At 60.6% G+C, this 16166-nt stretch carries 13 protein-coding genes and 4 pseudogenes; 6 read left to right on the top strand and 11 right to left on the bottom strand.

Going from position 1 to position 16166, the window contains the following annotated elements; translation table 11 throughout:
• Positions 1–83: 83 nt before the first annotated feature.
• Together L5014_RS25665 and L5014_RS25660 are read right to left on the bottom strand one after the other, a co-directional pair.
• Positions 84–311: a sigma factor-like helix-turn-helix DNA-binding protein gene (locus tag L5014_RS25665; RefSeq protein WP_238466603.1), complete on the bottom strand. Its 228-nt coding sequence runs from the start codon at positions 309–311 to the stop codon at positions 84–86.
• 74 nt (positions 312–385) lie between these two features.
• The gene (locus tag L5014_RS25660; RefSeq protein WP_238466602.1) at positions 386–724 is read right to left on the bottom strand and encodes a hypothetical protein; all 339 of its coding nucleotides are present in this window, start codon (positions 722–724) and stop codon (positions 386–388) included.
• 81 nt (positions 725–805) lie between these two features.
• Here L5014_RS25660 and L5014_RS25655 point away from each other — a divergent pair.
• Together L5014_RS25655 and L5014_RS25650 are read left to right on the top strand one after the other, a co-directional pair.
• Positions 806–1454: pseudogene (locus L5014_RS25655) on the top strand (response regulator); the annotation flags it as partial.
• A 283-nt stretch (positions 1455–1737) separates the two neighbouring features.
• Positions 1738–2154, top strand: coding sequence for a universal stress protein (locus L5014_RS25650; RefSeq protein ID WP_238466601.1), 417 nt, complete (start codon positions 1738–1740; stop codon positions 2152–2154).
• On the opposite strand, the gene L5014_RS25645 is transcribed toward L5014_RS25650, so the two are convergent.
• Positions 2148–3353 (bottom strand): cation:proton antiporter, encoded by a 1206-nt coding sequence (locus tag L5014_RS25645; protein WP_238466600.1) that lies wholly within the window; start codon positions 3351–3353, stop codon positions 2148–2150. The genes L5014_RS25650 and L5014_RS25645 overlap by 7 nt on opposite strands.
• Before the next feature lie 551 nt (positions 3354–3904).
• On the opposite strand from L5014_RS25645, the gene L5014_RS39055 reads away from it, so the two are divergent.
• Both L5014_RS39055 and L5014_RS25640 read left to right on the top strand, forming a co-directional pair.
• Positions 3905–4078, top strand: coding sequence for an NAD(P)-binding protein (locus tag L5014_RS39055; protein WP_420800131.1), 174 nt, complete (start codon positions 3905–3907; stop codon positions 4076–4078).
• 92 nt (positions 4079–4170) lie between these two features.
• Positions 4171–5109 (top strand): FAD-dependent monooxygenase, encoded by a 939-nt coding sequence (locus L5014_RS25640; protein ID WP_238466599.1) that lies wholly within the window; start codon positions 4171–4173, stop codon positions 5107–5109.
• A gap of 275 nt (positions 5110–5384) precedes the next feature.
• On the opposite strand, the gene L5014_RS25635 is transcribed toward L5014_RS25640, so the two are convergent.
• The 7 genes and pseudogenes from L5014_RS25635 to L5014_RS25605 form a co-directional block, all read right to left on the bottom strand.
• A complete protein-coding gene (locus L5014_RS25635; protein WP_238466598.1) occupies positions 5385–5948 on the bottom strand; it encodes a hypothetical protein in 564 nt (187 codons plus the stop codon).
• Positions 5949–6092: 144 nt separating this feature from the next.
• Positions 6093–7403: a chloride channel protein gene (locus L5014_RS25630; RefSeq protein ID WP_238466597.1), complete on the bottom strand. Its 1311-nt coding sequence runs from the start codon at positions 7401–7403 to the stop codon at positions 6093–6095.
• Positions 7404–7484: 81 nt separating this feature from the next.
• A pseudogene (locus L5014_RS25625) lies at positions 7485–8444 on the bottom strand (MFS transporter); the annotation flags it as partial.
• A gap of 45 nt (positions 8445–8489) precedes the next feature.
• Positions 8490–9800, bottom strand: a complete 1311-nt coding sequence (locus L5014_RS25620) for an IS256 family transposase (RefSeq protein WP_238466596.1) — start codon at positions 9798–9800, stop codon at positions 8490–8492.
• A gap of 121 nt (positions 9801–9921) precedes the next feature.
• Positions 9922–10170, bottom strand: a pseudogene (locus tag L5014_RS25615) (MFS transporter); the annotation flags it as partial.
• A gap of 318 nt (positions 10171–10488) precedes the next feature.
• Positions 10489–11763, bottom strand: a complete 1275-nt coding sequence (locus tag L5014_RS25610) for an IS701 family transposase (protein WP_238466595.1) — start codon at positions 11761–11763, stop codon at positions 10489–10491.
• A 350-nt stretch (positions 11764–12113) separates the two neighbouring features.
• Positions 12114–12314, bottom strand: coding sequence for a hypothetical protein (locus L5014_RS25605; RefSeq protein ID WP_238466594.1), 201 nt, complete (start codon positions 12312–12314; stop codon positions 12114–12116).
• A 796-nt stretch (positions 12315–13110) separates the two neighbouring features.
• Between L5014_RS25605 and L5014_RS25600 the strand changes: the two genes are divergently transcribed.
• Both L5014_RS25600 and L5014_RS25595 read left to right on the top strand, forming a co-directional pair.
• Positions 13111–14382 (top strand): MFS transporter, encoded by a 1272-nt coding sequence (locus L5014_RS25600; protein ID WP_420800133.1) that lies wholly within the window; start codon positions 13111–13113, stop codon positions 14380–14382.
• A gap of 253 nt (positions 14383–14635) precedes the next feature.
• Positions 14636–15181, top strand: a complete 546-nt coding sequence (locus L5014_RS25595) for a LuxR C-terminal-related transcriptional regulator (protein ID WP_238466633.1) — start codon at positions 14636–14638, stop codon at positions 15179–15181.
• A 344-nt stretch (positions 15182–15525) separates the two neighbouring features.
• On the opposite strand, the pseudogene L5014_RS25590 reads toward L5014_RS25595, so the two are convergent.
• A pseudogene (locus tag L5014_RS25590) lies at positions 15526–16110 on the bottom strand (transposase); the annotation flags it as partial.
• Positions 16111–16166: the final 56 nt, after the last annotated feature.

Raw genomic sequence — 16166 nt, 5'->3', positions numbered from 1 at the left:
CTTGCGTAACTCCAGTTGATCAGCCGTTGCGGGGCAGCGGGCGTGTACGGCTTAACGACGGTGGAGGCGGAAACAGCAGCGCTTCAAGCGCCGCCCTCGTCCAACGCAATCGCCTTATCGAAGTCCAGTTGCGCGCGCCGGGCACGATCCAGGTAGTCCCAGACGGTCGCGCTCGACAAGCCGATCGTCGTCGCGATCTCGCGCTGGCTGCGTTCGCACTCAAAGCGCAGGCGCAGCACTTCCTTGATTTGACGCAAGGATAACCTTTTATTCGACATTCGCACGCCCGACAAAATCGTCGAGCGTGCCATGGTTATCCCGCATCACCGTCCCTCCAGCTTACTGCTCGGTTACGCGCGGAATTCGCGCTCGGGCAGTCGTGGAATCAGCGTTCGGTTTGGCGTGGAATACGCATGCGGCCATCTTCGTGGTCGGGCGCTATCGACGCGAACATCGGCGGGCGCAGATGTTCCGGCACATGGCCTGCACCGTCACTGATGGCACACGTGGCGCAAAGATGGTCGATGCAGAATGAGGCGCCACGGAGCATTTCGTCCTTCGACGAACTTTTGCCGAACTCACGGCCATGAACGGTGCGGACAGGGCGTGCAGAGAGAGCAAACAGGACAGGATGAGCAAAGGGCATATGGGTTCTGACGGCAATGCCCGGGAGCTGCCGCACATCCGCACACACATGATTCTGCAAGTCGAACGCCTGATTCACGACGATGATTCCGGGGTGAGGGGGCTAACAGACCAGAAAATCCGGACAGGGGCGGCGACGGACGTCGAATCGGCGGAGGCCATGAGCGAGCCAACCGTGGCCACTGTCCTGATTGAAGATGACAGGCATATTCGCCGGTACGGCCGAATCGCGCGGGAGAGCGATGCGATGCGCGTCTTCGACGCCGATACAGGGAAGGATGGGGCCGCCATGATCGCGAGTGCCAGGCCCGATCTGCTGATCGTCGAACTCGGTTTGCCGGATATTGATGGTCGGATGTGAGCCGGCAACTGCGCGGCTGGTCCCCTGCGCTGATCGTCATGTCGTCGGCTCGCACACGGGAAGACGAAAAGGTGAAGACGCTTGACGCGGGCGCGGACGACCATGCGGCCAAACCGTTCAGCATCGCCGAATTGCTCGCGCGAATCCCGGCCCAGCTGTGCGGGCAGGATCGCTCCATGACCGTGGCCTCGGCGGGAGTATCGTTCGGCGCGTGACAGTCGACCGGGAAACCAGGTCGGTCTGGCGCAACGGAGAGACTTTCCACCTGACAGCAATCGAAAATCGCCTGGCCGATACATCATGCTGGCTGCGCGCTGAACCATCGGCAGCTTCTGCAAGCGGTTTGGGGACCGGCTCATGCGAAAAACGCAAACTATCTGGGGATCTACATGGGCCACCTATGCACGAGCCTGAAGGGGATCCGTCCCCCGAGCACACTATGAATGAGGCCGGGGTTGGATACTGTCTGCTCGGTGTCAGTCAATCCGCGATGCTCAGCGAGATCAGATGTTCTATTCTGCCCGGAGGAGCGCGCTGCAACCTGGTATCGGCAACGCCCGATGGTCAGCCGTCATCGCTTGAAACTTGTACAGACCTCGCCGGGGATAACGATGGTGTTTCGATATTGATGACATTTTTACACGTCGATGCTGTATTTTTACTTCATGTGGGCGATGTGCGTGCTTCAATCAAGCTAAGAACAGACAGATGTAGTGGACTGGAGGTTTGCTGTGCTGAAACTGCTGATTCCGGTGCTGGGTGCAAAAGGAGCAACTGAAGCAGCGCGCCATGGAGCGTTCCTGTTTGCCGAGAAATGTGTATCTGAGATCGAGGTCATCGAAGTGCTCGACGATTTGGCGCAGGGGCGTGCCGTAGCGTTTCATTCACCGGCGGCGCTGCACCGACACGAAAAGCATGCAGCGCTGGATGCGCTCGTGCAGACGTGCGGGATTCTCGATGATGCTGGAGTCCCGTACACATGGAAACGCGTGTTTGGACGAGCGGAACAGACCATTGCGCAGTATGCCGCGAAGGATCATGTCGACATCGTGGTGCTTGACGCAGGCCACCTTGGCTTTCTTCACCGATGGACTGTCCTCGCCAGGCTATGGCGCCTGTCTTCAACACCTGTCATAGTGCTTCACTGACTTCCGCCGCCATTCCTTTGGACGATGCGTAATCGCCGCAGTAGTGCTGTCATCGTTGTGCCCTGAATAAAGATTGAAAAGGCAACTACGGCAAAGCAGACCGTCACAATTTCTTCGCGACGGGGTACACCGGGCGGCAATCCCATCGCGAGAGCCAAAGCCAGCGCGCCGCGCAGCCCACCCCAGAACAGTACATGTTGATGGCGCACGTCTATTCGCAGCGATGAGCGCGAGAATAGCATACAGCACGGATACACAGCCACAGCGCGGGCTAACATCACGACCACCACAGCGATGCCGATCGACGCCCACACCGTGTCGTACTCCCGCCGGGCCTGCTGAATTCCAATGAAGAGGAAGATGAACGAATTCGCGGCAAATACCGTGTACTCAAGCACTGCTTCAACGGCCTCCCGACCCCTCTTCGTCATCGGATTGATCGCGTTGAGCCTGCCCATCACAAGACCCGCAACAAGAGTCGCCAGCACGCCGGACAGTTGAAGGTTGTCGGCGAGCAGAAACGAGCCATAGGCCGCGATCATCGCAAACGCAATCTCGACCAGGTGGTCGTCTGTGCGGTGTAGCAGCGACAGCACTACGTTGCCGATCAGCCAACCGCAAAAGACCGAACCGAGAAGCACTGTACCGGAGATCCTGAGCACGTCGATAAGGCCAACGTGTGTGCCGACAACGAATGCGAGCACAATCCGGAAGCCTGCCGCTGCCGTCCCGTCATTGAACAGGCTTTCTGCTTCCACCAAATGCCTGAAGCGGCCCACCACACCGGCTTCCCTGAAAGTTGCGAGGATAGAGACCGGATCCGTGGCGGCGATCAGCGTACCGAAAAGCAGCCCGCTAATCCATTCCCAATGCAACAGAAAATGCATACCTGCCGCCGTTATGCCCGTGGATAGCAGGACGCCGACGATAGCTAACGTCTGAACCACGACGAAATCTTTGCGTACCTCGGTCCATCGCATGTGAAACGCCGCCTCAAAAATGAGCGGGGGCAACAGTACGTTGTAGATGAAATCCTGGTTGAGGGGAATAACGGGAAATCTGGAAGATGCCATGTAGGAGAGGCTGATTCCCGCAATGACCAGGCCAACGCTGTACGGCATATGCAAACGCCGTACGAGCATGGCCACCAATGCCGAAACGAGCAAGAGCAGTTCGAAGAGGGCGACATTAAAATCCATTCGGACAGGTCCAGTCGAGGGAATGCAGGGGGGCTTCGGCAATCCCGGTCTGGCCGTCGCGTGGCGCAGCCATGGGGATCCCCGGAGTATATTGGAAACGCTACTGTTCAGATCAGACGCAGGTGCAGGGCGACGCTTCCTCCTGCCACAGGCTGCGTCGACACAAGCATCGGAGATGGCTTTCGTTCGATATGCGGGTATGACGATAGCCCCTGGCGGCAATTTCCCCATGATCATTTGACGGAGATTGAAACTGACCGCAATGGGACTGCGTCGTGACGGGTGATCTGGCCTGTAACCTGCATATCAATCTACATCGCTAACTGAATCGCCGTTTCGTCTCGCAGAGCCGCCGCGCGATCGTCTGGTGAAGAGGCGGCATGGCCATGGTGCGACCACTGATGGGCCTACTCGTGATGTCACAGTTCCTTTCCACGAAGTCGCGACATTGACAGAAGCATTGCGGATTCCCCGGAGCAGGGCAGGATTGGTCTAGACTGCGTAAGCCGGCAGTTGCCGCAACGCCTACGGAAAGTCGGAGGAGGTAACGCTTGGCACCAGCGAATCGCCACATTCTAATCTCCGGCGCCGGGATTGCCGGATCGGCTCTGGCACACCAGCTTTTGCGGTTCGGCTTTGAACCCACGATAGTCGAACACGCCGCTGTGTTCCGTAACGGCGGCTACATGATTGATGTTGTGGGGCACGGGATACGATATCGTTGAACGTTATGATCTTCTAAAGATGGTCATGGAGAGCGCCTATCTGTTCGACAGTCTGAGGTTTGTCGACGAGCGGGGGGCGAAAAATTTCAGGTATGGGCGGGACCGTATTTCGTACGGCATTGGACGGAAAGTTTTTCAGCATTCCGCGTGGCGTTCTCGCGCAAACTATCTTCGACACAATCAACGATCGGGTTGAAGTGTTGTACGGAACTTCCATCCAGTCACTTGTGCAGAACCCACGAGACGTTGTCGTCGAACTTTCGACAGGACAGCGGCGCCACTTCGACCTGTTGATCGGAGCGGATGGACTGCATTCACAGGTGCGGGAACTGGTCTTCGGCGGGGAGGCACAATTCGAAAAATATCTCGGCTACGTCGCTGCCTCGTTCGTCGCCAATGGTTATCCGCATCGGGATGAAGCAACGTACGTGAGTTTCGCGAGGCCAGGGCGGCAGATCAGTCGATATGCGATGCGCGAAGGCCTTAGCGCGTTTCTGCTTGTGTTTGCCGAGACCGGCAAACCTGCGATCGCTGTTCACGATGTCGCGGCGCAAAAAGCGCGTCTTCGCACCAGGTTTGCACACGACGGCTGGGAAACGCCCGAGATTCTTGCGAGGCTCGACACGGCGCACGAGCTCTATTTCGATACTGTCAGCCAGATTCGCATGCCGGGCTGGACAAGAGGCCGTACCGCGCTGGTAGGGGATGCCGCATATAGCCCGTCGTTACTTGCCGGCGCGGGCGCCGCATTTGCGATGCTGGGCGCCTATACCTTGGCGCGCGAATTGCACGCGGCCGATGGTGATTTCGCGCGCGCCTTCCCGGCTTACGAAGATCGCCTGCGTGCCTTTATCTTGCGTCAGCAGGATGCGGCCGTGCGTTTCGCCGGTTCGTTCACTCCCCGCAGCCCGATGGGGCTACTTTTGCGACATGGCGTGGTCAATCTGATGAACGTCACGCAGATCGGCGCGTGGCTCGCGCGCCGGATGCTGGGAGACACCTTTCCGTTTCCGGACGATCATCTTCGGTGAGCCTCCGAAATGCTGGCCTCGGGCCTCGCCCGCCTGCATGGGTCCGGGCTGCGTCGCACACCCGCAACTGCGGGGCGCCTCGGCCGCCATACGCTTGCCCTGCTGTCTCTGACATGCGAGGTGTCCGGGCTGACCTTCCGGCTGAGTTCATGCGGATAATCATCACACGCAGTCCACGGTCCATGGCCGAAATTCCGGCATGAACTGAAGGCACGCAAACGGCAATCGGGCGAGCGTGGCACGCGGGCTGCCTTGTGCACGCGACGGCACCTACATCAAACCTCCCGTTCGATACGCAGGTGGCGCGTATTGCGCTCGATCGACATCAGGACCAGCAGCAGTGTGAGGAACCCCGCCACTCCAAGGAGCGTCCCCAGCGATGTCCTGAATTGTCCGATCCTGTTGCGCGCCGCTTCGATGACCGTTTCGGCCGACGCAATACGCTCAATTTTCAAATGGGCGTATTGATTCATCGCTGCTGCAACGTAGCGTTCGCGATCGTCCCATTCCCACGCCGCCGCGTGCTGGTCGGCACGCGCAACGACACCGGAAAGCTCATCGATGAATTGCTGCCGATCTGAAAGTGGCACGCTGCCGAGCCACGCGTCGAACAGTGGCTGGCTTGCGTTATCGCCGCTCAGGACCTGACGCAGGGGAGCAGGGATGACCAGTCCGGCTGCGGCCTGAATGTGCATCCCGGACGCGCCGTCGTTCGCACTCTCCGTCGATATGGCGTCGTTGGCCGCCTCCGAGCCGGGGATCGAAGCGAGTACGTCGGTCGCAGTCACGGGCGGATCGGCGGCCACACCCGCCTTTTCCGGAGCCGCGAGCGCAAACATGAGGGCCGTCATCGCCACCACGGCGGCGACGAGGGCGACGAGACACAGCATGTGTGCCATGCCCAGCAGGTGACGTTCGAGTCTGTCCGCAATCTTCATTTCAACCCCGTCGATATCTGTACTGGTATGCCGTCGAGTGCCCCCTCACGGCTCGCGCAGATAGCGTTCCGATAGCGCCTCATACAGCGGTGGCGCAAAAAGGCGCGAGACACGGCTCGCGATGAGCGCGGTGGCCATCAGCGAGATGACGAGCGCGTGGCCGTTGATCATCTCGATGACGATGACGAACGCCGTGATCGGGCTTTGCGTGACCGCTGCGAGATAGCCGACCATGCCGAGCGCGATCAGCATCGGTAGCTGCATCTCCGGGAACATCATGTGCACGGTGTTGCCGATGCCGGCACCGATTGCCAGCGATGGCGCGAACAGGCCACCGGGTGCACCCGGAAGATACGACCCCACCATCGAGATGAGCTTGAAGACTGGATACGCCGCGCTGACATGCGCGGTGCCCTCCAGCATGCCGCGCGCTTCGGCATAGCCGCTACCGAACGTGTGGCCGTGCGCGAGTACGCCCACAATCGCGATGATCAGGCCGCAGAGCGCCCCGAACAGCACCGGCCATCGCGCACGCATGTCGAGCAGCGCACGAGGCATCCAGCGCCGCGTATTGAGCAGTAGCCAGCAGAAGGCGCCGCCCAGCACGCCCGCGATCACCCCGATCAATACAACGGCAAGGCTGAGCCACCTGGGCAGTCCGTCGCCAATATCGATCGTGCCGAAATAAACATAGTTACCCTGAATGCCCAGCGAGACGACGCCAGCGAATATGATGGCCGTGATCAGGACGCCACTCGTGCGCTGCTCGAAGCTGCGCATGAGTTCTTCGATAGCGAACACCACGCCCGCGAGCGGCGCATTGAACGCCGCGGATAACCCGGCGGCCGCGCCGGCGAGCGCGAGCCGGCGCTCCAGTACGCCGGGCCGGATTGTGAGAAAGCGCTGCGGGTAGAAGCGCCGAAGGCTGAACATCAGTGCAGCGCCGACATGGATGGTCGGACCTTCACGGCCGATCGTGAATCCGCCAAGAATGGCCAGGAACGAGATGAAAATCTTCCCGACGAGAATTCGAAGCGTGAGCAACCGCGGCCCGAGCTCGTTGGGCCCATGCAGCATCGCGATAACCTGCGGGATACCGCTGCCTTCCGAGCCATTGAAAAAGCGCCGCGTGAGCCAGACGGTCACGGCACCCGTTGTGGGCGCGACGAGGAGCGGCAGCCAGAACCGCTCGGCGGCGTAGTGCAGGAACAGCCCGTAGCCGAAATCGATCAGCTTCGCGTAGAGCACGGCGACGAGGCCGACTGCGATCGCGCCGAGCCAGAATACGCCGTAGTGGAGCCATAGCCGGTTCGCGCGCTGCAACGCCCGTCTGTCTATCAGCCCGAAAATGCGCACGATCTGTCTCCCCCGTCTATCGATTGTCGTTGTGTGGATGGTACAGCCGTTTCCTTCAGTTTATGCCAGGGCCCGGAAAGGTCATGCATTGCGCGGCGCCGGCGCCTTCATGTTGAACGCGATCAGGAGCCAGCAGAGAACAAGTCCCGAGCACGCGTAGAAGACCGCGCTCGCGCTCTCGTGCTTGAGCAGCCACCCGCCCACCACGCCGCCGAGCGCAAGCCCGATCGACTGGGTGGTGTTGTAGACGCCCGTAGCCGCGCCCTTGCGGTTGCCCGGCGCGAGCTTGGACACCAGCGAGGGCTGCGAGGCCTCCAGGATATTGAACCCGAGGAAGTACACGAACAGCACCGCCGCCACGATTGCAATGGTATGCGCAAGCGAGCCAAGCAGAAGCTGACCGGCCAGGACAAGTCCAATGGCCGAGACGAGCACGGCCTTCATCTTGCCGCGCTTTTCCGCGGCGATGATGGCGGGCACCATCAGGACAAACGAAAGACCCATCACTGGCAGGTAGATCTTCCAGTGCGACGCGACCGGCAGGCCCGCGTCCACGAGCAGGCGCGGTACGACGAGAAAGAGCGCGGTCTGGGTGGCGTGCAGCACGAGCACGCCGAAATTCAGACGCAGCAGCTCCACGTTGTGCAGGACTTCGGCGAACGGTGCGCGCACATGCACGGGCTTGGGCGCATCGGGCACGATCCACACCACGACGCCCACGGCCAGGATCGAGAGCACGCCGACGAGTGCGAACAGGCCGCTCATGCCTACCCAGTGGAACACGATGGGCGCGCCCACGATCGCCACCGCGAAGGACATGCCGATCGAGCCGCCCACCATCGCCATGGCCTTGGTGCGGTGCGCTTCGGAGGTGAGGTCGGCAATGAACGCAAGCACGGCGGAGGACACCGCGCCCATGCCCTGAATCACCCGGCCGACGATGATCCAGGTGATGTCGTGCGCGCCCGCCGCCACGAAGCTGCCGAGGGCAAAGATCACAAGGCCGATGACGATCACAGGCTTGCGGCCCATCTTGGGCGATGTCCCACAGACAGTTGAAGGTTGGGACGGCGGGTGCGGCATAGGTTAGGCGACCTTTCGATCCTGGTCAATGTTCGTCGAGGGCGGACGCTTCAGCGCCGCTGCGAGTATCCACAGCTCGCTCACGCCAAGGATCTTGCGGAAGTTCTTCTCGGCCTCCAGGAACCCCGCTGCCGCCCAGCGCACCGCCATGTCGGCATCGCGATAGCGCTTCACACGGCCCGCGACACGGCGCACCGCACCGTTCGGATTCTCGATGATGTTGGTCGTGGACAGCCCGCGCATGAGCGCCGGCGTCAGGCCCAGCTCGTTCACCGTGAACGTCTCCTCCAGCCCCTCAAGTAGCGATGCCGAGGCATCCGGGTAGTCGGACTGCAGCCACGCCGCGTGCGTCTTGAGTTTGGCCATGCCGTCCCTGGCCGGCAGCTTGTACGCCGCCTTCATGATCGCTGCGGTTTGCGAGATGCATTCTTTGGGCAGGCGCTCAAGGACGTTGCGCAGCTTGTGCGTGCGGCAGCGCTGCACGTGGGCGCGCTCGCCAAAGAGCTCCTCGATCGCAGAGCGCAGCGCCTTGGAGCCGTCGATCACGAACAGGTATTCCTGTTCCGTGGACAAGCCGCGATCGATCAACCCGCGCAACAGATCCTTGACGACCTGGGCGTTCTCGCTCGATCCGCTCACGAGTCCCATGAGGTGTTTCTCGCCGGTGCTGTCCACACCGATGGCCGCGATGACATGCCGCGTGCCGACGATGATGCCGTCCATGTAGATCGCCAGGAACTCGCGCTCATCGAAGCGCCGTGCCATCAGCTCGGTGAGCGCTGTCTGGCTGGCCTGGATGAACTCGCGCGAGACGCTGCTCTTCGAAATACCGACGGTGCCGGCCATCTCGGGCAACACCTCGGCATATTTGCGCGTGGACACGCCTGTGACCATGATGTCGTGCACGCGCTCGGCCAGGCGCGGATTCTCGTTCAATTGCTCGTAGGCGGGAACCGGCACTTCGCCGCCGTCACGACGCCGCAGGCGCGGGCGTTTGACACTCAATTTGCGCTCGTCCATCACCATCTGGCCTCGCTGCGAGCCGTGCCAGCGGATCTCGCCGCCCTTGCGACCCGGATGCTTCTCGCCGGCGACTTCGGTGGCGGAAATCACCAGCAACTGCTCGACCAGGCTGCGACCGGCTTCGTACATCAGCTCGTCGATGCTCGTGCGAGTGTTCTGGATCAGGTCGAGCATCGGCAGCAGGAGCTGACTGTTCTCGGCGAAACAGGCCCGCAGCCGGTCTTCGTTCTGCTTGGCGACGATGTTCAACGGCGCGCTGGCCTTGGGGGCCTTCTTCTTGGTAGGCTTCATGTGGCGGTTCTCCTTGGTTCCCTGTCCGAATTAGGGAGTTGGTCGTGGAAACCCGATTCTCTCGGATTCCCAACGGGGAACCGCCGCCTTCAACCTTCAACTACGCCTGGGACATTGCCATCTTGTCGGAGAGCCAGCCGTAGAAGATGTAGAGGAGCGACTGCGTGACACCGTAGGCGCCGAGTGCGATGCCGACGAGCAGCACGTTCTCGCCGCCGGGGATGGTTTTCGCGTAGACCGAAAACACCGGCATGATCATGAAGAGGCCCAGCATGCGCAGCGCGAAGATCGCGGCGAGCGACACGGTCGCGCGTAACTCAGGCGCGCTCATGCGTGAGGAAGGAGTCGACTTCGTTGAGGAGGCGTGCATGTGGGTCAACTGAAAAAAAACCCAGCGGTCAGGCTGGGTCAGGGGAGTCGCCGCCGGTGCGACCGATGGCAACTGGACGTTTTCAGTCCGGCAAGCTGAGGATACAACGGTGTCACGAGATCGCACCACGCGCTGAAAGCGCGTTGCAATAAATGGTCACGGCATGACATTTTTGCTAACTTAAGCCTTAATACTGGACTTTAGACAATCGAACGCCGTCGCCGACCGTTGCTGAGTGGCAGTGGCGAGGCAGCGAACGAGACTGAGATCGCGATGAAGCAAACATGCGGAACCGCAGAAGCGGCATCGACTGGTAACTCAAGGGGCGTGACGCGCTTCGGGCCTCTGGAATTTTCGGGACTTCCCGTGCGCGGGAGTGAGGGAGGCAAGTCCGGTAAATTCGCGACGCAGCCATTGGGCGACCAGGCCAGCGGTGACGGGCTGACCGATTCTCCACGGAGCAATTTTGTGCATCGGGAAGTCGTCGGCAATCGCCAGGCTGAGCAACTGCGTGAGTGTCCAGGCGCACGAACGAATCTGCATCCAGAGTTCGAGTACGGTGCGCTTCTGCTGCCAGAGATTGTTGAATCCCCACCAGCGCTTGAGATTGTGAAACAGCGGTTCTATGCCCCAGCGGCGCGCGTAAAGCTGAACGATAGTCTGTGGCTCCAGATCGACTTCGGATGCCAGGATCAGGCGTCGCTTTGTCCATTCCTGCCGCTTGTCGTTGTAGAACTGGCACCAGACGGCGCGCACCGTCGTGCCCTTGAGGAAGCGAGCCACGGCGACGATCGAACGCAGGCGCACGCGCTGTTCCTTGCCATAAAGCCTCATCGTCAATTCGGTCGCGGGCAGCGCTTCGATGGCCTCGGCGCACAGACGCTTGCCATAGATGCGCGGCCTTCCACGCCGGGGCGCACCCGATCGTACGGGCGGCAGAAACAGCGCGGTATCGATACGCGCCTGGCCGATGACGTGCATGTTCCGACGCAGCAACGGCAGCACCAGACGCGCGCGCATGAACCAGGAGTCGAACAGCACACGTATGGGCCGCTGCGTCACACCCGAGACCGCACGCACAAGCGCCAGCGCAATCTTGAGCTTGTTGGTGTTGCCCGTGTCCGGAACCAGTCGCGAGAGGATCGGCAGCACCATGCCGACGCCCCCGTTGCCCAGCACGCTCACACCCAGGGTCACGATGCATTGCGCCCAGACGTGTTTGGGCCGGTTGGTCTTGCCGCTGTGCTCGCGTCGCCAGGCCACGCCCGGTGCCTTCTTCGAGCACCGCATGATCAGCGTATCGTCCAGGACCATGGTGAGCGTGCCGCTGGGCAAGACGGCAAGCACCAGTCTGAGCAGCGCTCGTGCGAGTGGCACCGTACGCCAGGTGCCACGCTCCAGAAGCTTGAAATACGCCGTCCAGTGGCGCGTACACCCAATGGCCGAGATCGCGCGGCTCACCCATCCTTCGGGCGAAACCATGCACCCGCAGAGCAGCTCGAGGAAGCTGGTTTGCGAGCGAATCGGCACGGCGGTAAGTAGAACGTTGATCCATTCGCTCAGGTAAAACTCGGTGCGTTTCGACAGTGACATGGCTATCGCAAGAGAACCGAAAACGATTCTCATTGGCCGCCGCGCTGCTTGCGCTAAAACCTCGCGCAAGCAGCGCGGCGGCCTCGCAATTACCTGTCCATGTCAAGTTTTTTTTCGAATTCCGAACCATTTTCTAGCGCCCCTCATCGGGGTGCTGGATGTCTAAAGTCGAGTCTTTTGAAACACCGCCGCGAAATTTCCATTGCCGGCGGCCGGTCTGTCGTGGCCGCGATGCCGCACGAATTGATTGGGACGTTTCCTGCGTAGGGACGAGTTGGGATGCCGTGTCGTCGTAGTCGACTTCGCTTCCCGCTCGTCCATCCTCTCCTCGACGCTGGGTACGCTCCCGGTCAGTTGTTTGCGACGCGCCGGTATAGGGGGCGTGCGCCGGAGTCGTCCGCCTGCCGGTTGGCGCGTAGCGGGCGAGAGTCGTTCTTCTCCAGCGACTCGATGAACAGCATCAGATCGCGCGCGGCATACCAGGTGTCCATCAGGACCAGACGGAACGGCAAGCGCTGACAATGAGCCAGGTTGGTCAGTCTGACGCGCATGTGATCCCGTTTGTCGTACCCTCGATATTACGAACCTTGGCTCCGTTTCGGGTTTACGCCACTTCGTAACAATTCCTCTCCGCGCTCAGGCATGGCGGTTTGCACGGGCCTCACAGTTAATGTCGACATAAAAAATAAGTGGTGCTATCCTGAAGTCAGTGTCTGTCGTCCGGCGCTTTGTGGCCGCAAGGGAGACTTTGGCGCAATACTTCGATTGGAGCTTCTCCAGGCGGGGTGCGACACAACAATTTCAGGGCCATGAAGATCGCCCGCATTTGTCTCATAAACAGACCCGGGGTGTTCGTTCCGCAATTGTGCGCTGCGCCGATGCAGGGCGAAATCAGGACGCGGAGCCACGGTGCGGCAACTGACATCGTTGGGCACGGCCTCTCATACGGAGTTGTTCATGCTGGCGAGCGCCTTCGTTCTGTGTATGCGGTCAATCGTCGAAATCTCCCGCGCGATGCATGTGACTCGCCTAGTCGATGTACGACGCCTTCTCCGGCCCGGCAGCAGCAAACATTGGCTTTCCGGTGAACCCCCGATTCCGATCGGGGAGCAAAACGAGCGAACTTCAACGTCATCACACCAGTCATCAGGACGCTTGAGACAAGCGTCGAAATCCAAAGCGCGCACGGCAACACAAAGAAAGCGTCCGGCGATGCTGACGGCCAGCAGAAACGAGTGCCGGTCCCGGCGTAGAGGCCTTGCTTCACACGGACCAGGCGGCACGATTCAATATGAATCTAGTGAATCATTGGAGGAGACAGAATTGAACCTGAATACGAGTAACGCAATGCCGGCCGAGCCGACGGCGGCTACCAGTGGCGCCCGTGTCTACGCGTGGGTTGTATTTGTATTGATGTTTTTCCTCTTGCTGTCCGACTACATGTCGCGGCAGGCGCTCAATGCCCTGTTTCCGATCCTGAAAGTGCAGTGGCAGCTTACTGATACAAAGCTCGGTTCGATTAGCGGCGTGGTGCCGTTGGCGGTCGGCGTGCTGACCCTGCCATTTTCCATAATCGCGGACCGTTGGGGACGTGTCAAAAGCATTGCACTGATGGCTGCGCTGTGGAGCGTTGCCACGCTCGGGTGCGCGATTGCCAGCAGCTACAACGAGATGTTCCTCGCGCGCATCTTCGTGGGTGTCGGCGAGGCTGCTTACGGAAGTGTCGGACTCGCGATGCTCATGAGCATCTTTCCAAAGCGTCTGCGCTCTACCATTGCCGGCGGCTTTACGTCTGCCGCTGCCTTTGGGTCCGTGCTCGGTGTTTCGCTTTCCGGCGTCGTTGCGACCCACTTTGGCTGGCGCTGGTCGATGGGTCTGATGGCGATCTTTGGTTTTGTGCTGGTGATCATTTACTTCTTCGTCGTCACGGAAAAAAGGCTCGCGCGTGCGCATGCGGACAATGCGAGCGGAACGCCGGTGGCCGAGCGTCTGAAACTGACGCCCCGAGCGCTTCTCTCTGGCCTGTTTCCGTCCCGTTCCGTCTTTTGCGCGTACCTCGGCAGCGCCCTGCAGATCTTCATTCAGGGCACGCTTTTCGTGTGGCTGCCCAGCTACCTGAATCGCTACTGGGACATGCCTGTCAGCAAGGCTGCCGTAGTGGCGGCCGGCCTTGTCCTTGTCAGCGGCATGGGCCAACTCCTGTGCGGTGTGATCACAGACCGGATCAGCCGGGACTCGTCGCTTAAGCGGTGGAACATGGCCATTGGCTATTGCCTCGTGCTAGGCATCCTGCTGGCGGTCGCGTTCCGCTTGCCACCGGGCAATCTGCAACTCGCGCTCCTTGCACCCGCAGTGTTTTTCCTTGCCAGTTCGTTCGGCACATGTAGCGCGATTATTGCTGGGGCCACACCGCCAGCTATCCATGGCTCGGCATTTGCCACATTGACGCTGTTCAACAATATATTAGGCCTCGCCGCGGGTCCCTTTTTCACCGGTGTGATCGCGGACTCGGTGGGTCTTCAAGGCGCGTTGCGCCTGCTTCCGCTCGCGGCAGTTTTGCCCTTCACGGTGTACCTCATTGGCCGGTGGTGTCACATCGCGGAAGCGCGACGCGGCTGAGCGTGCTGCCGGCGTGGCGAACCTCATCGACTGAACGTTTTCTGATGTCGATGTTCCGGGTGGTCTGCCTTGACGGGTCACCGAAGGCTTCAGCCACTTCGTTGCCTCCATGGCTGCTCCGTTGCTTCCGGCTGGAACATTTGCCGGGCGGGGCTTGCACCCGCTGGAAAGCGCCACATTTTCACGGCGCACACCCATGCCGGCCGTTCGACTCGAACAGAGGGAGGCTGGCGATATGATTATCAAGACAGTCATGGCTGCACTGGATTATCAAACCGCCTTTCACCTCGCGCCAATCGGTCTCGTGCTGTCGCGCGAGCGCTTCATTGAGGACTGCAACGACCAGCTGGCAGCGATTTTCGGCTGCCCACGGGAGTCGCTGCTCGGGCAATCGTTTCAGGTGCTGTATCCGTCAGAGGACGAATTCGAGCGAATCGGCACGCGCATCCCGCCGATCATGACCGCACAAGGCATTTACGCAGACGACCGCATCATGAAGCGGGCCAACGGGGAATTGTTCTGGTGTCACGTGACGGGCCGCTCGCTTGAGCGCGTCGCCCCGCATGCGGTGGGCGTGTGGACCTTCGAGGACCTGAGCGCGACGCGCCGCGTTGCGATCGAACTGACGCCGCGCGAGCGGGAAATCGCCGCGCAACTCGTGACCGGGAAAACCAGCAAGCAGATCGGCCGGGTGCTGGACCTCAGCCCGCGCACGGTCGACGTCTACCGCGGGCGGCTGATGCGCAAGTACGGTGCCGGCAATGCGACCGAGCTGCTGCAAAGGCTGCTCGGGCACTGACGCGTTGACTGCGGCTATAGATTGGGCGTTGCAGACCATTGATTCACGATATGGGAAGCGCCCCGGGTTTTCCGGAGACTCCAACTGTTGGCAGTGATTCATCGGGCCTCCCAGGGGGTGGAGCAAGCTGAGCGCGCATTTCTATCATAGGTCTCGCAGTCATAACGCCCATCGTTTTCGTAAATGAACTGGGCAGTTCCCGGATGGCGTTCAGTCGCATCAAGTTGCAAATGTCGGCGTCGGATACCGTTTCTGGGGCCCGTCGTCGCAACGTCAGGACTGTTCCGATATCCAGGCAATGTCCCAATGACAGTTGAAGGTTGGGACGGCGGGTGCGGCATAGGTTAGGCGACCTTTCGATCATGGTCAATGTTCGTTGTCGAGGGCGGACGCTTCAGTGCCGCTGCGAGTACCCATAGCTCGCTCACACCGAGGATTTTGCGGAAGTTCTTCTCGGCTTCCAGGAATCCGACCGCCGCCCAGCGCACCGCCATGTCGGCATCGCGATAGCGCTTCACACGGCCTGCAACACGGCGTACCGCACCGTTCGGATTCTCGATGATGTTGGTCGTAGACAGGCCGCGCACGAGCGCCGGCGTCAGGCCCAACTCGTTCACCGTGAACGTCTCCTCCAGTCCTTCGAGCAGCGAGGCCGAGGCATCCGGGTGGTCGGACTGGAGCCACGCCGCGTGCGTCTTGAGCTTGGCCATGCCGTCCTTGGCTGGCAGCTTGTAGGCCGCTTTCATGATCGCTGCGGTATGCGAGATGCATTCTTTCGGCAGGCGCTCGAGAATGTTGCGCAACTTGTGCGTGCGGCAGCGCTGGACGTGGGCGCGCTCGCCGAAGAGCTCTTCGATCGCCGAACGCAGCGCCTTGGAACCGTCGATCACGAACCGGTATTCCTGGTCCGTGGACAAGCCGCGTTCGATGGATCTGGTGCAAATAGACGATCCAAAAAGGATTGTTGATAAAGAGAGGATTTCTT

Source organism: Paraburkholderia tagetis, assembly GCF_022213065.1.
Taxonomy (GTDB): Bacteria; Pseudomonadota; Gammaproteobacteria; order Burkholderiales; family Burkholderiaceae; genus Paraburkholderia; species Paraburkholderia tagetis.
The sequence above is the reverse complement of the archived record's forward strand: the minus strand, read 5'-3'. Positions and strand labels throughout refer to the sequence as shown.

What these genes read in the sequence shown, in the direction of transcription:
- L5014_RS25605 (WP_238466594.1), bottom strand. Translation starts at nt 12,314, where the DNA reads ATGCGCGTCAGACTGACCAACCTGGCTCATTGTCAGCGCTTGCCGTTC.
- L5014_RS25640 (WP_238466599.1), top strand. Translation starts at nt 4,171, where the DNA reads ATGGGCGGGACCGTATTTCGTACGGCATTGGACGGAAAGTTTTTCAGC.
- L5014_RS25595 (WP_238466633.1), top strand. Translation starts at nt 14,636, where the DNA reads ATGGCTGCACTGGATTATCAAACCGCCTTTCACCTCGCGCCAATCGGT.
- L5014_RS25665 (WP_238466603.1), bottom strand. Translation starts at nt 311, where the DNA reads ATGGCACGCTCGACGATTTTGTCGGGCGTGCGAATGTCGAATAAAAGG.
- L5014_RS25610 (WP_238466595.1), bottom strand. Translation starts at nt 11,763, where the DNA reads ATGTCACTGTCGAAACGCACCGAGTTTTACCTGAGCGAATGGATCAAC.
- L5014_RS25635 (WP_238466598.1), bottom strand. Translation starts at nt 5,948, where the DNA reads ATGTTTGCGCTCGCGGCTCCGGAAAAGGCGGGTGTGGCCGCCGATCCG.
- L5014_RS25645 (WP_238466600.1), bottom strand. Translation starts at nt 3,353, where the DNA reads ATGGATTTTAATGTCGCCCTCTTCGAACTGCTCTTGCTCGTTTCGGCA.
- L5014_RS25620 (WP_238466596.1), bottom strand. Translation starts at nt 9,800, where the DNA reads ATGAAGCCTACCAAGAAGAAGGCCCCCAAGGCCAGCGCGCCGTTGAAC.
- L5014_RS25600 (WP_420800133.1), top strand. Translation starts at nt 13,111, where the DNA reads ATGCCGGCCGAGCCGACGGCGGCTACCAGTGGCGCCCGTGTCTACGCG.